This is a genomic window from Delftia sp. WSY_7 (assembly GCF_043104845.1).
GTDB lineage: Bacteria > Pseudomonadota > Gammaproteobacteria > Burkholderiales > Burkholderiaceae_C > Comamonas > Comamonas tsuruhatensis.
This window is the reverse complement of sequence record NZ_JBICLB010000044.1, coordinates 103,145-117,539: the sequence shown is the minus strand read 5'-3', so window position 1 is coordinate 117,539 and position 14,395 is coordinate 103,145. Positions and strand designations below refer to the sequence as shown.

Annotated in this window: 14 protein-coding genes; 8 read left to right on the top strand and 6 right to left on the bottom strand. The window is 70.1% G+C overall.

Annotated features, from left to right (window positions below; all coding sequences use genetic code 11):
* Position 1 precedes the first annotated feature (1 nt).
* Complete coding sequence (locus ACF8ME_RS24135; RefSeq protein WP_074921248.1) at positions 2–925, bottom strand: LysR family transcriptional regulator; 924 nt, start codon at positions 923–925, stop codon at positions 2–4.
* 102 nt (positions 926–1,027) lie between these two features.
* Here ACF8ME_RS24135 and ACF8ME_RS24130 point away from each other — a divergent pair, with 102 nt between their 5' ends.
* The gene (locus tag ACF8ME_RS24130) at positions 1,028–2,230 is read left to right on the top strand and encodes a YbfB/YjiJ family MFS transporter (RefSeq protein WP_392418480.1); all 1,203 of its coding nucleotides are present in this window, start codon (positions 1,028–1,030) and stop codon (positions 2,228–2,230) included.
* A 34-nt stretch (positions 2,231–2,264) separates the two neighbouring features.
* A complete protein-coding gene (locus tag ACF8ME_RS24125) occupies positions 2,265–3,335 on the top strand; it encodes an NAD(P)H-dependent flavin oxidoreductase (RefSeq protein ID WP_392418478.1) in 1,071 nt (356 codons plus the stop codon).
* 4 nt (positions 3,336–3,339) lie between these two features.
* On the opposite strand, the gene metC is transcribed toward ACF8ME_RS24125, so the two are convergent.
* The 4 genes from metC to ACF8ME_RS24105 form a co-directional block, all read right to left on the bottom strand.
* Positions 3,340–4,569 (bottom strand): cystathionine beta-lyase, encoded by a 1,230-nt coding sequence (gene metC / locus ACF8ME_RS24120; RefSeq protein WP_392418476.1) that lies wholly within the window; start codon positions 4,567–4,569, stop codon positions 3,340–3,342.
* On the bottom strand, positions 4,569–5,567 hold the full coding sequence (locus ACF8ME_RS24115) for a tripartite tricarboxylate transporter substrate binding protein (RefSeq protein WP_097204596.1): 999 nt from the start codon (positions 5,565–5,567) through the stop codon (positions 4,569–4,571). Before ACF8ME_RS24115 ends, metC begins: the two co-directional genes overlap by 1 nt.
* 206 nt (positions 5,568–5,773) lie before the next feature.
* Positions 5,774–7,345: a rhodanese-like domain-containing protein gene (locus ACF8ME_RS24110; RefSeq protein ID WP_392418474.1), complete on the bottom strand. Its 1,572-nt coding sequence runs from the start codon at positions 7,343–7,345 to the stop codon at positions 5,774–5,776.
* A gap of 131 nt (positions 7,346–7,476) precedes the next feature.
* Positions 7,477–8,013, bottom strand: coding sequence for a cysteine dioxygenase family protein (locus tag ACF8ME_RS24105; RefSeq protein WP_046986944.1), 537 nt, complete (start codon positions 8,011–8,013; stop codon positions 7,477–7,479).
* 159 nt (positions 8,014–8,172) lie between these two features.
* On the opposite strand from ACF8ME_RS24105, the gene ACF8ME_RS24100 reads away from it, so the two are divergent.
* The 4 genes from ACF8ME_RS24100 to ACF8ME_RS24085 all read left to right on the top strand — a co-directional run bounded on the left by ACF8ME_RS24100 (position 8,173) and on the right by ACF8ME_RS24085 (position 11,493).
* The gene (locus tag ACF8ME_RS24100) at positions 8,173–9,033 is read left to right on the top strand and encodes a LysR substrate-binding domain-containing protein (RefSeq protein WP_074921244.1); all 861 of its coding nucleotides are present in this window, start codon (positions 8,173–8,175) and stop codon (positions 9,031–9,033) included.
* Between the two features lie 140 nt (positions 9,034–9,173).
* Positions 9,174–9,500 (top strand): DUF3649 domain-containing protein, encoded by a 327-nt coding sequence (locus tag ACF8ME_RS24095; RefSeq protein WP_016452138.1) that lies wholly within the window; start codon positions 9,174–9,176, stop codon positions 9,498–9,500.
* On the top strand, positions 9,497–11,215 hold the full coding sequence (locus ACF8ME_RS24090) for a PepSY-associated TM helix domain-containing protein (RefSeq protein ID WP_392418472.1): 1,719 nt from the start codon (positions 9,497–9,499) through the stop codon (positions 11,213–11,215). Before ACF8ME_RS24095 ends, ACF8ME_RS24090 begins: the two co-directional genes overlap by 4 nt.
* Positions 11,212–11,493 carry a DUF3325 domain-containing protein gene (locus ACF8ME_RS24085; RefSeq protein ID WP_016452140.1) on the top strand — a complete coding sequence of 94 codons (282 nt, stop codon included), beginning with the start codon at positions 11,212–11,214 and terminating at the stop codon, positions 11,491–11,493. The genes ACF8ME_RS24090 and ACF8ME_RS24085 overlap by 4 nt, the downstream gene beginning before the upstream one ends.
* A gap of 17 nt (positions 11,494–11,510) precedes the next feature.
* On the opposite strand, the gene ACF8ME_RS24080 is transcribed toward ACF8ME_RS24085, so the two are convergent.
* Entirely contained in the window at positions 11,511–12,302 is a 792-nt protein-coding gene (locus ACF8ME_RS24080) for an SDR family NAD(P)-dependent oxidoreductase (RefSeq protein ID WP_392418470.1), read from the bottom strand.
* Positions 12,303–12,395: 93 nt separating this feature from the next.
* Between ACF8ME_RS24080 and ACF8ME_RS24075 the strand changes: the two genes are divergently transcribed.
* Together ACF8ME_RS24075 and ACF8ME_RS24070 are read left to right on the top strand one after the other, a co-directional pair.
* Positions 12,396–13,331 (top strand): LysR family transcriptional regulator, encoded by a 936-nt coding sequence (locus ACF8ME_RS24075; RefSeq protein ID WP_392418468.1) that lies wholly within the window; start codon positions 12,396–12,398, stop codon positions 13,329–13,331.
* Positions 13,332–13,592: 261 nt separating this feature from the next.
* Positions 13,593–14,366: a ferredoxin--NADP reductase gene (locus ACF8ME_RS24070; RefSeq protein ID WP_016448667.1), complete on the top strand. Its 774-nt coding sequence runs from the start codon at positions 13,593–13,595 to the stop codon at positions 14,364–14,366.
* The last annotated feature ends 29 nt before the right edge of the window (positions 14,367–14,395 follow it).

Below are 14,395 nucleotides of genomic sequence, written 5' to 3'. Positions count from 1 at the left end.
TTCAGGCAGACGCTGCCGGGACGGCTTCCATGCCCAGGGCCTCTTCGCCCTGCACACCCTCGATCCCCAACACCTCCACGCACGCATGCAGCGCAGGCGACCAGCCCTGGCGCGCGGGCACGACGAACCAGGTTTCCACGCGGGCGACTTCCTGGGCGAGTGCTCCGGGCAGGGCCGTGATGTGCACGCCGAAGCGGTGCTGCTGGGCCTGGACCACGCTGCGCGGCAGCAGGCCGTAGCCCATGCCGGCGGCCACGCAGCCGAGGATGGCGTCCAGCGACCCCATTTCCATGATGCGTGCGGCCACGCCGCGCGCGGCCAGCAGCAGCTCGATGCGCTGGCGGTAGCTGCAGCCCTGGCGGAAGGCCAGGAAGGGCACGGCGCTGAGCTGGGCGGCATCGGGAAAGCGCGGCAGCGCGAAGGCGGTGACCAGCACCAGTTCCTCCTCGAAAACCTTCCAGCCCTGCAGCCGCGACTGGGGCGGCATGCCCGAGACGAAGGCGCAGTCCAGCCGCCCGGCAAGCAGGTCGGCCAGCAGCTCGGCCGTGGTGGCCGTGCGCAGCTCCAGGTCCAGGCCGGGCCGGGCCTGGTGCAGGCGCGCCAGCAGCGGCGGCAGACGCAGCGCGGCCGTGGTTTCCATGGAGCCTATGCGCAGCGCGCCTGCGGCCCGGGCGCTGCCCTGCAGCAGCGCCAGCGCTTCGTCGTGGTCGGCCAGCATGCGCCGCGCGTATTGCTCCAGCAGGCGGCCGGCAGGCGTGGCGTGCACGGGAGCGCTGCGCTCCAGCAACTGCACGCCAGCCTCGTCCTCGAGCTTTTTCACATGGGCCGTCACGTTGGACTGCACGGTGTGCAGTTGCTGCGCGGCAGCGCCGAAGCTGCCGCTGTCGCAGACGGCCAGGAACATGCGCAGGGACTTCAGTTGCATCGCGGCTCCAGTGGCATTCATCTTCAATCGAGATCGACGCCATCATTTTGAATCATTGGACATGATGAATCCGGCGGCTTAAGGTATGCCCATCCTCCCCGCATGGCGCCCACTCCCGTGATCCAACGCAACGAAATTTCCCTGCTGCTGACCGGCTTCATGGCCACGCTCAGCGGCGTCGGCCTGGCGCGCTTTGCCTACACGGCGCTGATGCCGCAGATGGTGCATGCCGGCTGGTTCAGCGGCGAGCAGGTGGCCTACCTGGGCGCGGCCAATCTGCTGGGCTATCTGATCGGGGCGCTGGCGGCCGCGCCGCTGGCCGAACGCCTGGGCGCGCTGCGCGTGCTGCTGTGGTGCTGGGTGGCCCTGGCGCTGAGCTTTGCGGCCTGCGCCTGGCCGCTGCCCATGCCCTGGTTCTTTGCCTGGCGCTGCATCTCGGGCATTGGCGGCGCCATCCTGATGGTGCTGGGTCCCTCGGTGGCCCTGGCGGCCACGCCCCTGCAGCGGCGTGCGGCCCTGGGGCCGCTGATGTTCTGCGGCATAGGTGCCGGCGCCCTGCTGTCGGCCACGCTGATACCGCTGCTGGCGCGCCAGAGCCTGGGCGCCGTCTGGTGGGCGCTGGCGGCGGTCTGCGCCTGGGCCGGCTGGCTGGGCTGGCGCCATGTGCGGCGGCTGCCGGTGCCTGCGCCCATCGCCATCACGCCCCATGCCCGGCCCGTGCCCGCCGCGCCCCTGTGGACGCTGCCCGTGGTGCTGGTGATGCTGGCCTATATGACGGATGCCTTCGGCTTTGTGCCGCACACGGTGTTCTGGGTGGACTACCTGGCGCGCGAGCTGCAGTTGGGCGATGCCTACGCCTCCACGCAGTGGGCCGTGTTCGGCCTGGGCGCCATTGCCGGGCCGCTGGTGGCCTCGCTGTGCGCCACGCGCTTTGGCTGGTGGGGCACGACCACGGGCGCCTATGCGGTCAAGACCCTGGCCATTGCCATGCCGCTGTTCTGGGTGGGATTTGCGGGGCATGCGACCTCGTCCTTCCTGGTGGGCGCCTTGTCGCCGGGCATGGCGGCCATCACCTCGGGCTATCTGATGCAATTGATCGGCCCCGCGCAGCACAAGCGCATGTGGGGCTATGCCACGGCGGCCTTTGCGCTGATGCAGGCCGTGTCGGGGTATTTCATGGCCTGGAGCTATGCGGGCCTGGGCTCGTACCAGCGCCTGTTCGTCATCGGCAGCGTGTCGCTGCTGCTGGGCACGCTGATGATCGCCGCCAGCCGCGCCAGCGCACGCCGGCAGGCCGCCGCATGAGTGCGCGGATTCGAGGCAGGAAACAAGGAGTCGTATGAGCACCGCAAAGACCGCGTGGATGGCCCGACTGGGCATGCGCCATCCCATCATCCAGGCCCCCATGGCCGGCACGTCCACGCCCGCGCTGGCGGCCGCCGTCACCGAGGCCGGCGGCCTGGGCTCGCTGGGCATTGGCGCCAGCGGCACGGAGCAGGCGCGCCAGCAGATCGTGCAGACGCGCGCGCTGACCTCGGGCGCCGTCAACATCAATCTGTTCTGCCACCGGCCGGCCCGGGCCGATGCGCAGCGCGAGGCCGCCTGGCTGGCCCATCTGGCGCCCGAGTTCGCGCGCTTCGGCGCCACGCCGCCTGCCACGCTCAACGAGATCTACGCCACCGCCGTCGGCAACGCCGCGCTGCAGGCCATGCTGCTGCAGGAGCGGCCCGCCGTGGTGAGCTTTCATTTCGGGCTGCCTGAGCAGGGCTTCATCGACGCGCTGCGCGCAGCCGGCGTCGTGACCCTGGCCAGCGCCACGTCGCTGGACGAGGCGCGCCAGGTGGAGCAGGCCGGTGTCGATGCCATCGTGGCCCAGGGCGCGGAGGCCGGGGGGCACCGCGGCACGTTCGATCCCACGCAGGACCGCATGATGGGCACCTTCGCCCTGGTGCGCGTGCTGGCGCGCAACACGGCCCTGCCGGTGATCGCGGCGGGCGGCATCATGGACGGCGAAGGCATTGCGGCCGCGCTGGGCCTGGGCGCCTGTGCGGCGCAGTTGGGCACGGCCTTCATCCTCTGCCCTGAATCGTCCGCCAGCCCGGCCTACCGTGCCGAGCTGCGCAGCGAACGCGCCCACCACACAGGCATCACCGCAGCCATCTCGGGCCGGCCGGCGCGCGGCATGGTCAACCGACTGCATGCGCTGGGCGCCAGCCATGGCCAGCCCCTGCCCGACTACCCGCGCGTCTACGACGCAGGCAAGGCCCTGCACCAGGCGGCGTCCGCCCAGGGCAGCTCCGACTACGCAGCCCACTGGGCCGGCCAGGGTGCGCCGCTGGCGCGTGAGATGCCGGCCGCTGCGCTGGTGCAGACGCTGGCCGGCGAACTGGCGCGCGCTCAGAGGGCCTGATCGCTCAGGCAGGCATGTCCAGCGCCGCCAACCCCTGCTCCAGGTCGGCGATGAGGTCGCGCGGCGACTCCAGGCCGATGTGCAGGCGCACCACGGGCCCGCGCGCACTCCAGTCGGTGACGCTGCGCGCCTGCGCCATGTGCGCGGCCGTCGCCAGGCTCTCGTAGCCGCCCCAGGAGGCGCCGATGCCGAAGAGGCGCAGGCCGTCGATGAAGCGGTCCACGGCGGCCTCGGCGGTGCCGGGCTGCAGCTCCAGCGACACCAGGCCGTTGGTGCCCTGGCAGTCGCGCAGCCACAGCGCATGGCCGGGGTGCGTGGGCAGCGCGGGGCAGAACACGGTGGCCACGGCCGGGTGCTGCTGCAGCCAGTGCGCCACCTCCAGCGCATGCGCCTCGTGCATCTGCAGCCGTGCGGCCAGCGAGCGCATGCCGCGCAGCACCAGCCAGGCATCGTCGGGGCTGACCGCCATGCCGAAGGCATCGCAGCGCGCGGCCAGCGGCTCCCAGGCGGCCTCGGTGGTGGCCACGGTGCCCATCATCACGTCGGAGTGGCCCGACAGGTACTTGGTGGCTGCCATCACCGAGACATCGGCCCCCAGCGCCAGCGGCCGGTACTGGCAGCCCGACCCCCAGGTGTTGTCGGCCACGACCAGGGCGCCGCGCGCATGGGCCATGGCCGCCAGCGCGGGCAGGTCGCACATCTCGTAGACCAGCGATCCCGGGCATTCGGCATAGACCATGCGGGTGTTGGGGCGCATGCGCGCCTGGGCGTCGCTGCCATCGGCCGCGAAGAAGTCGTACTCGATGCCGTAGGGCCGCAGCCATTGCCCGGCCAGGTGGCGCACGGGCTGGTAGGCGCTGTCGGTCAGCAGCACATGGTCGCCGGGGCGCAGGTAGCTGAGCAGGGCCATGCCGATGGCCGCCAAGCCGGTAGGCAGCAGCCGCGTGCGGTGGGCGCCTTCCAGCTCGCTGACGGCGTCTTCCAGCGCAAAGCTGGTGGGTGTGCCGCGCGCGCCGTAGCTGAAGATGCGCTCGCCGGCGCGGCGCTCGCGCATCTCGCGCTGCTGTGCCGTGCTCTCGAACAGCACGGTGCTGGCGCGCACCAGGGGCGGGTTGACGGCCGTGCCGCCGGCATAGGCCGGGCGCTTGCCCGCATGCAGCAGCCGGGTCTGCAGGTCCAGCGCGGAGGCGTCAGGGGCGGATGCGCCAGGCACAGGGGCGTGTTCGGCAGCCATCAGTCGATCTTCGCGCCCGAGAGCTTGACCACGCGCGACCAGCGCTCCATGTCCTGGCGCAGCTGGGCGGCAAAGGCCTCGGGCGTATTGGCCACGACTTCGCTGCCGCCATCGACGACGAGCTTGGTCACTTCCGGCAGTTGCAGGGTGCGCACGATGGCGTCGTGCAGATAGGCCACGCGCTCGGGCGGCGTGCCGGCGGGTGCGAAGAAGCCGTACCAGTCCTCGAAGCGCGCATTGCGCAGGCCCAGTTCCTCCAGCGTGGGCACCTTGCCGAACACGCCGATGCGGCGCGGGCTGGTGACGGCCAGCGCACGCACCTGGCCCGCCTGGATCATGCCGGCCACGGACGAGGTGGAGGTGATCAGCACATCGACCTGCTGGCCCAGCAGATCGTTGATGGCCGGCCCCGCGCCCTTGTAGGGCACATGGGTCATGGGCACGCCGTTTTCCTTGGACAGCACCACGCCCACCAGGTGCGACAGCGTGCCGTTGCCGGGCGTGGCATAGGTGACGCGGCCCGGCTCGCCCTTGCTGCGCGCCACCAGGTCGGCAAAGCTCTTGAGGGGCGAGGCCGAGGCGACCACGATGGCCAGCGGCGCCGCGTTGATCTGCGTGATGGGCACGAAGTTCTTGAGCGGATCAAACCCCGGCGCGCTGTAGAGCGCGGGGTTCACCGCCATCAGCGAGACCTGGCCCGTGAGCACGGTGTAGCCATCGGGCTTGGCCTCGGCCACGGCCTTGGCGCCGATGTTGCCGCCCGCACCGCCCCGGTTTTCCACCACGGAGGGCTGGCCCGTGGCCTCGGTCAGCCGCGTGGTGACCCAGCGCGTGCTGGCGTCGTTGCCGCCGCCCGGCGGGAAGGGCGAGATGAAGCGGATCGGCTGGGCCGGATAGCCGTTGCGTGCAGCCAGCGGCTCGGCCGTGGCCTGCGAGAGCATGGCCAGGGCCGCGAGGCTGGCGGCCAGCATCCTGGCAAGGTTGAGAGTTGCGAACATGTCTTGTCTCCTGTCGTTATGTGATCTGATTTATGTCGCTCTACGGCAAGTCAGCGATATATGGCGCTGCCTTTGCAACTGACGTGACTTTGGCCAGGGGCACCAAGCAAGGGCCTACGCCGGCCGCGCCGCCCCCGCAGCGAGGGTGCCGTCCCCCTCCCGCGCAGCGAGAGAGGGGGAAGCGGCGAAGCCGCTCAGGGGGAGCTTCATGCACTCGGCAGGCGGAAGGCGGCCAGTTCCTGGGCATCGAGCTGCGGCACCAGGCCCGTCTCCCAGGCCAGGTAGCGGCGTGCCGCTTCCTTGTTGCCGTCGTGGCGGTCGTGCACGAAGAACAGGTAGTCGATGCATTCGGCGTCGGTGGGGCTGTCGGGCGTGGCCTCGACGGGCAGGCCGGCCTGCTGCCATGCGGCCAGGCCGCCTTCGAGCAGCAGCGGCGCGGCGCCCTGCAGCTCCAGCGCGGCCCATTGCGCCATGCCGGGCTCGTCGGCCACCAGCACGATCTGGCGCGTCTCGCCGGCCAGATCGCTGGCAAGGCACGGGCGGATGGACCAGCGGGCCCCGGCGATGTGGCCTGCGCGGTACTTCATGCCCGCGCGCAGATCGACCACGGCCACCTCGCCCTGGCGCATGCGCTCGTGCAGGGCCTGCGCCGCGATGCCTGCCAGTGCGGGGACCTGGGGCGGCTGGGCCGGTGCCAGGTCCAGGCCGCTGTGCAGGCCTCCCCGCAGCACGCAGGCGTCATGGCCGAGCTGGCGCAACCAGCTGGCCACCACGGGGGCGCGCACGCCATCGCTGTCGAACAGCACCAGGCGCGCACCGCGCACGCCCACGTACTGGTCGCCGGCCTGCATGAGCTGGCCGCCGGGCGTGTGCTGGGCGCCGGGCAGCGAGCCGGCCTTGAATTCCTCGGGCGTGCGCACATCGCACAGGAACAGCGTGCGCGCAGCATCCTGGCTCCAGGCGCGCACGGTGTCGGCATCGACCTCGGGCACGTCGAAGCGTTCGGCCAGGGCGCGGGCCTGTGCTTGCAGCGCGCTGCTGGCCGAGTCGTCGCCATAGCGCTGCGTGCCGCCATGCTCCAGCGGCAGGTCGGCCAGGTACCAGCCCTGGGTGCCGTTCTCCAGCGCGTAGACGGGGTTGGGAATGCCCAGGTTGATCAAGGTCTGCGCGCCGATGATGGAGCGCGTGCGGCCCGCGCAATTGACCACGATGGGCGTGGCCGCATCGGGCACCAGGCGGCTCACGCGCAGCGCCAGCTCGCCATTGGGGCAGCAGATGGCGCCGGGGATGTTCATCTTGTGGAACTCGGAGACGGGCCTGCCGTCCAGCACCACCAGGGGCAGGCCCGCCGCCTGGCGCGCCGCCAGCTGCTGGGCCGTGATGCGCGGCGTGCCGTAGGCGTGCTCGGCCAGTTCGCCAAAGGTCTTGGAGGGCAGGTTCACGCCGGCGAACAGCGTGTAGCCTGCCGCGCTCCAGGCCTGGGTGCCGCCTTCCAGCACAGACACCTGGGTGTAGCCCAGGGCTTCGAGGCGGCGCGCGGCGCGCCCGGCCACGCCCGCGTCGGCATCGCCCTCGCCACCGTCGTAGGTGACGACGCGCACCTGCCTGCGCGGCACCAGGCGGGGCACATCCAGCTCCAGCCGGCTGTAGGGCAGGGGCGTGGCGTAGAACAGGTGCGACTCGCCGTACTGGCCGTGCTCGCGCACGTCGAGCAGCGCGATCTCCTGGCCGTCGTGCAGCCAGGATTTGAGGGTGTGGGCGTCAATGGATGCGGTCATTGCATGCGGTCCGGGAAAAAGATCGGCAAGGAATTTCGGGCAAAGCCCTGCCACGCGCGCCCCGTGGGGCGCGCTGCGGCATGGACAGGGAAAAGGCAGGAAGCGGGAGGTAGCGGCCGGAAGGCCGGGGCTCAGCGGCGCGTCTGCACGCCGATGGCCATGGTCTGGCAGGTGCCGGCGGCCAGGTCGTAGCTGGTGCGCTCGTTGAGCGTCTCCAGCGCGCGGCCGTACATGTGCAGGTGGCGGATAACCTGCTCGCCCTGGATCTCCACGGAGTGGATGTCCTCGGGCATGAGGGCGATGCCCTGGCCTGGCGCCACCACCACGAGATCCGTCTCACGCAGCGTGGCCTTGCCGGGGACGGAGCCGTCGTCGGTGCGCTCGTAGACGCGGTTGTGCTCCGTGCCTTCCACGGCGGCAATGCAGGCCCAGGTCGTGTGGTTGTGCGGCACGATGCGCTTGCCCGGGCGCATGACGTTGAGGTACAGCGCATAGCTCTGGTCGGCGTCCTCGGCGATCAGGTAGCGCGCCTGGTGCTCGCCCTCTTCGGGCGCGGCGTAGTCGGCCTGCTGCCAGAAGTCTCGGCGCGCGGCCAGGCCCAGCAGCTGCTGGAGCACGGCGTCCAGGCTGGCGCGCGTGGCAGCGCCTTCGCCAATGGCCTGCTTCATGTGGTCGATGGCCGCTGTCACGGCGGCGCTGCGCTGTTCGGTGATGGTGGTGGTGGTGTTCAAAGGGGACTCCTTGTCGTCGTTGAAGCCCACTGTAGTGAGGCGTCCGGCCCGCAACAATCCACGCACCCTCAACAAATACTTCAATAAAATTGAAGTATGGAGACGCTTGACCTGGACCTGCTGCGCACCCTGGCCGCCATTGCCAGCCACGACAGCTTTGCCGCCGCCGCCGTGCAGATGGGCCGCACGCAATCGGCCATCACCCAGCAGATGCAGCGGCTGGAGGAGAAGATCGGCCACGCGCTGTTCGAGAAGCAGGGCCGGCAAAAACGCCTCACCGACCACGGCCAGCGCCTGCTGGGCTATGCGCGCCACATGCTGGCCATCCACGACGAGGCGCTGCGCAACCTGCAGCACCGCCAGGTGCAGGGCCTGGTGCGCATTGGCGCACCCCACGACGCGGCCGATAACATGCTGCCGCCCGTGCTGCAGGAGATCGCGCTGAACTTTCCGGGCATGCAGATCGACATCCATGTGGGGCGCAGCCCTTTCCTGATGGAGTCGCTCAAGCAGGGCGAGCTGGACCTGGCCATCTCCAACCGCGAGGATGAGGGCTTCGAGGGCTTTGCCCTGCGCTCCACACCCACGGTCTGGCTGTGCGGCGCGGGCTATGCCCATGACCCGGGCAAGCCCGTGCCCCTGGTCATGGCCGACGGGCCCAGCATCTTCCGCCGCCTGGGCTGCGACGCGCTGGATGCGGCAGGCATCACCTGGACACCGCGCCACACCTGCACCAGCCTGGTCGGCATACGCGCAGCGCTGCGCGCGGGCCTGGGCGTGACGGCGCGCGGCGTGGAGCAACTGGACCCGGGCCTGCGCGTGCTGGGTGCGGGCGACGGCATGCCGCCGCTGCCGGACCTGGTCTACCGCCTGTACATCCGCAGCCATGTGATCAGCCCCGTCACGCGCCAGATCTTCGAGAACCTGCAGGCACGCATGCGGCTGCCGGCCGGCTGAGGGACAGCGTTGGGGAGGCGGAGGGACGGCAGGCGTGCAGCTTGCCAGCGTTGCTTGTAATGGGACTTATTCTCAAATAACATCCGCGCCACCGCCGCCTCCTCTGCCGGTGTTTTTCGAGCCTTTCCAGGCCCCGTGCCATGCCATCTCCCACTCTTGCCCGCACCCATGACTGGTTCCGTGATTGGTTCCGTGACTACGGGCCGCTGATCTCCCGCATCCTCGCTGCGCTGTTCGGCGGCTATGCCGTGGCCGCCCTGGCCAGCGTGGCCGTTGTGGCCCTGCCTGCAGACCGCACGCAGGCGGCGATCTCGGGCACCTTGCTGAGCTTTGCCGTCTACGCGGGCGCGGTGATCTGGGTGTTTGCCGTGCGCAGCGCCACGCGCGCCTGGGCCGGCCTGCTGGTCGCCGCCCTGGTGCTGGCGCCTGCCGCGTGGTGGACCTGGGGCAAGGGGCTGGGCGCATGAACACGAACACCACGGACACCACGAACACGGCCGGCAAGTCTGCCAAGCTCGGGAAAGCCGCCAAGGCACCCGGCATCCGCCAGACCATGTCCGACCTGCACACCTGGGTCGGCCTGCTGCTGGGCTGGTTCCTCTACGCCATGTTCCTCACGGGCACGGTGAGCTATTTCAGGAACGAGATCACGCAGTGGATGCAGCCCGAGCAACCGCACCAGAGCCAGGCGAGCGAGCCCGCGCTCGTGGCCCAGCGGATCGGCGACGCCATGGCGCATGTGGCGCCGCAAAGCCCGCAATGGCTGATCAACCTGCCCGATGCGCGCAGCACGGTGGCCACGGTGTTCTGGAGCCCGCCGCAGACCGAAAAGGGCGCCAGGCGCCGCTTCGAGAACGGCCGCTTCGACCCGGCCACCGGCACGCGCCTCGAAGGTCCGGTGCGCGAGACGCGCGGCGGCGAGTTCTTCTACCGCTTCCACTTCCAGTTCCACTACATGCCCGTGCTCTGGGGCCGCTATCTGGCGGGGCTGTGCGCCATGTTCATGCTGGTGGCCATCGTCAGCGGGGTGATCACGCACAAGAAGATCTTTGCCGACTTCTTCACCTTCCGCTGGGGCAAGGGCCAGCGCTCCTGGCTGGACGCGCACAACGCGCTGTCCGTGCTGGGCCTGCCCTTCCACCTGATGATCACGTACACCGGCCTGGTGACCCTGGCCCTGATGTACATGCCCTGGGCCAGCCTGGCCACGACCATGACGCCCGAGCAGCGCGTGGTGGCAGGCCAGCAGCTCAGCGCCTTCGTTCCGGCTGGCAAGCCCTCGGGGCAGGCCGCGCCCCTGGCACCGCTGGCCGACATGGTGCGCCAGGCCGAGCAGCGCTGGGGCGCGGGCCAGGTGGAGCGCCTGAACGTCAACCTGCCCGGCGATGCCAAGGCCAGCGTGGTCGTGGTGCGCGGCGACAACGGCCGCGTCTCCATCAGCCCGCAGTTCATGACGTTCGACGGCGTCAGCGGCCAACTGCTCAAGGCCCAGGACAGCGTGGGCGCCGCCGCCGAGACGCGCGGCGTGCTCTATGCGCTGCACATGGGCCGCTTCGGCGACCTGCCCACGCGCTGGCTGTACTTCATCGTCAGTCTTGCGGGCACGGCCATGGTGGGCACGGGACTGGTGCTGTGGAACGTGAAGCGGCGCAGCAAGCTGCCCGACCCGGAAAGGCCGCGTTTCGGCTTCCGGCTCGTGGAACGGCTGAACATCGCCACCATCGCCGGCCTGTCCATCGGCATGGCCGGCATGCTCTGGGCCAACCGCCTGCTGCCGGTGGAGATGGCGCAGCGCGCCGAGTGGGAGGTGCACGCCATGTTCATCGCCTGGGGTGCCACCCTGTTCTGGGCGATGGGCCGGCCCGCCAGGCGGGCCTGGATCGAGTTGCTGTGGGCCGGCGCCGCCGTTCTGGCCCTGCTGCCCGTGGTCAACGCGCTGACCACGGATCGCGGCCTCTTGGCCAGCCTGCGCGCGGGCGACTGGGTGTTTGCCGGCATGGACCTCATGCTGCTGGCCCTGGCCGCACTGCATGCCCATCTGGCCCTGCGCACCCAGCGCCACCAGCCCAAGGCCAAACCGGTGCGCGCCGCCCGGCCCGCGCCTACGGCAGCCGCCACTGCAGCAGCCGCCACGGCAGTGGCCGCCACAGCAGCGGCCGCCGCAGCGGAGACCAGCGCATGAGCATGGCCCATCTGTTCTGTCAGCTGCTGGCCCTGGGCGCCTTCGCCTGCCTGGCCCTGGCCATGGACCGCCACCAGAGCGACCTGTTCGGCAAGGAACTGCCACCCGCCCGCACACGGCGCCTGCGCGCGGCCGGCTGGGTGCTGCTGGCGCTGTCGCTGTGGGCGGCGCTGCAGGTGGAGCCCTGGTCGCTGGGGCTGGTGGCCTGGTTCGGCCACATCAGCGCAGCCGCCGCCATCGTGCTGCTGTCCATGGTGGCGCGCGAGCGGCTGCGCTGACGCCCCTCCCGGCGCCTTCAGAGAAACATTCCCCCCGAGGCCTCGATGCGCTGGCCCTGCACCCAGCCCATGCCGGGCTGCAGCAGGGCGGCCATCACGGGGCCGATGTCGTCGGGCTGGCCCACGCGGCCCAGCGCCGTCTGGCTGGCCAGGGCGGCGCCGACCTGTGCATCGTCGCGCACACGGCCGCCGCCAAAATCCGTGGCAATCGCCCCCGGCGCCACCGTGTTGACGCGAATGCCGCGCGCCCCCAGCTCGCGCGCCAGGTAGCGCGTCAACACCTCCACGCCGCCCTTCATGGCCGCATAGGCCGCATAACCGGGCTGGGTGAAGCGCGTGAGCCCGCTGGACAGGTGGATGATGCTGCCGCCGTCGCGCAGCAGGGGCAGCAGGTGCTGGCTCAGGAAGAACGGCGCCTTCAGGTGGATGGCGAACAGTTCGTCGAACTGCGCCTCGGTGGTGGTGGCGAATGGCGCGTTGATGCCGATGCCGGCGTTGTGCACCAGCGCATCGAGGCGGTCGGCCTGCCAGGTCTCGGCCAGCGCCTGGCGCACGCGGGCCGCAAAGTCCGCAAAGCCCGCGCTGCGCGCCACGTCCAGCTGCAGGGCGGCGGCCCGCCCGCCCAGCGCCTCGATGGCGGCCACGGCGGCCTGGGCCTGGTCGGCACGCTCGCGGTAGGTCAGCAACACGTCCAGGCCCTGGCGCGCCAGGTGCTCGGCCGTGTTGCGGCCCAGGCCGCGGCTGCCGCCCGTGACGAGGACGATGCGGCGGGCGGCAGAGGAAGAAGCGGTCGAAGGAGAAGCTGTCATGGCGGACCTCGTTAGGTGGTTTGCAATGACAGCGACTGTATTGAAGGTCTATTTTTGGATAAATTGGCTGTTTCTGATTTATTTGTTCTCCCCATGCAAACAATCAAGCTTCTGGAGCAGATGCAGATCTTCAGCCGCGTGGCCGAGATGGCCAGCTTCACGCGTGCGGCCGACAGCATGGGTTTGCCCAAGGCCAGCGTCTCCCAGGCCGTGCAGCAGCTGGAGGCGCGGCTGGGCACGCGGCTGCTGCACCGGACCACGCGGCGCGTGCAGCTCACCCAGGACGGCCAGGCCTGCTACGAACGCTGTCAGGACCTGCTGGCCGACGTGGACGAGTTCCAGGGCCAGTTCCAGCAGGCCGGCGACGCGCCGCTGCAGGGCAAGGTGCGGCTGGACATGACCACGGGCCTGGCGCGCCACGTCGTCATGCCCTTGCTGCCGCAACTGCTGCAAAGCCATCCGGCGCTGGAGCTGGAACTGAGCTGCACCGAGCGCCGCGTGGACCTGGTGCGCGAAGGCTTTGATTGCGTGCTGCGCCTGGGCCCCGTGGACGAGCCCGGGCTGGTCGCCCGCCCGCTGGGCCGGCTGGCGCTGGTCACCTGCGCCAGCTCCGGCTATGCGCAGGCCCACGGCCTGCCGGCCACGCTGGCCGACCTGGGCGGACACCGGCTGGTGCACTACCAGCGCACGCTGGGCGCGCGGCCGCTGGGCTTCGAGTACGAGGAGGACGGCCAGGCACTCAGCCTGCCCATGGCGGGCGCGCTCACCGTGAACAACGCCGAGGCCTATCTCTCGGCCTGCCAGGCCGGCCTGGGCCTGATCCAGGTCCCGCGCCTGGCCGTGCAGCCGCTGCTGGATGCCGGGGAGCTGATCGAGGTGTTGCCCCGCCATCCGCCCCCGCCCATGCCCTTGCACCTGATCTATGCCCACCGCCGCCAATTGCCACGCCGCGTGCGCGTGCTCATGGACTGGCTGGCACAGGCCATACAGCCCTGGACACTCGACGCTGGCCTGCCCGAAAAGCAATAGGCGATGGCCCGCTGGACTCGGCCAGCGTCATTTTGCTTATCACTAATCCGTATCAAGACAAAGGTTCGCGCCTGCCCCTTTTGACGCCATTTACCGGACAATAGCGACCTTGCCCCGGTCACCGGCCGCCACGAAGCAGCGGCAACGCGCACACCGCGCCTGCCCCCTGTGCTTCCCGCCACCGCGTGCCTGAATGGCACTGACCTCTCATTGCAACGTCCCGGCGGGCACTGTCCGCCCCGAATTCACCGTATTGCCAACATGAGTGCTTTTCTTGAAGAACGCGTGCTGTCCGTCCACCACTGGACCGACCGCCTTTTCTCCTTCACCACCACCCGTGACACTGCGCTGCGCTTTTCCAACGGCCATTTCACGATGATCGGCCTGAAGGTCGACGGCAAGAACCTGCTGCGCGCCTACTCCATTGCCAGCCCCAATTACGAGGAGCACCTGGAGTTCCTGTCCATCAAGGTGCCCGACGGCCCGCTGACCTCGCGCCTGCAGAACATCAAGGTGGGCGACACCATCATCGTCGGCAAGAAGCCCACGGGCACGCTGCTGATCGACTACCTGCTGCCCGGCAAGAACCTGTACCTGATCGGCACCGGCACGGGCCTGGCCCCCTGGCTGGCCGTGGCGCGCGACCCCGAGACCTACGAGCGCTACGAGAAGGTGGTCGTGGTGCACGGCGTGCGCCATGCCAACGAGCTGGCCTACCAGGAGCTGTTCGAGAAGGAACTGCCCGAGCACGAGTTCCTCGGCGAGATCGTCAAGGACAAGCTCATCTACTACCCCACGGTGACGCGCGAGCCCTTCCGCAACCAGGGCCGCATCTCCAACCAGATCACGGCCGGAACCTTCCCGCAGAACATCGGCCTGCCCGAGCTCAACCCCGAGACCGACCGTGTCATGCTGTGCGGCAGCCCCGCCATGCTGAACGAACTCAAGGAGCTGCTGGAGCACCGCGGCTTCAAGGAAGGCAACACCACCACGCCCGGCGACTTCGTGGTCGAGCGCGCCTTCGTCGAGAAGTAAAGCCCACGACACCCCGTGGCGGGGCGGCT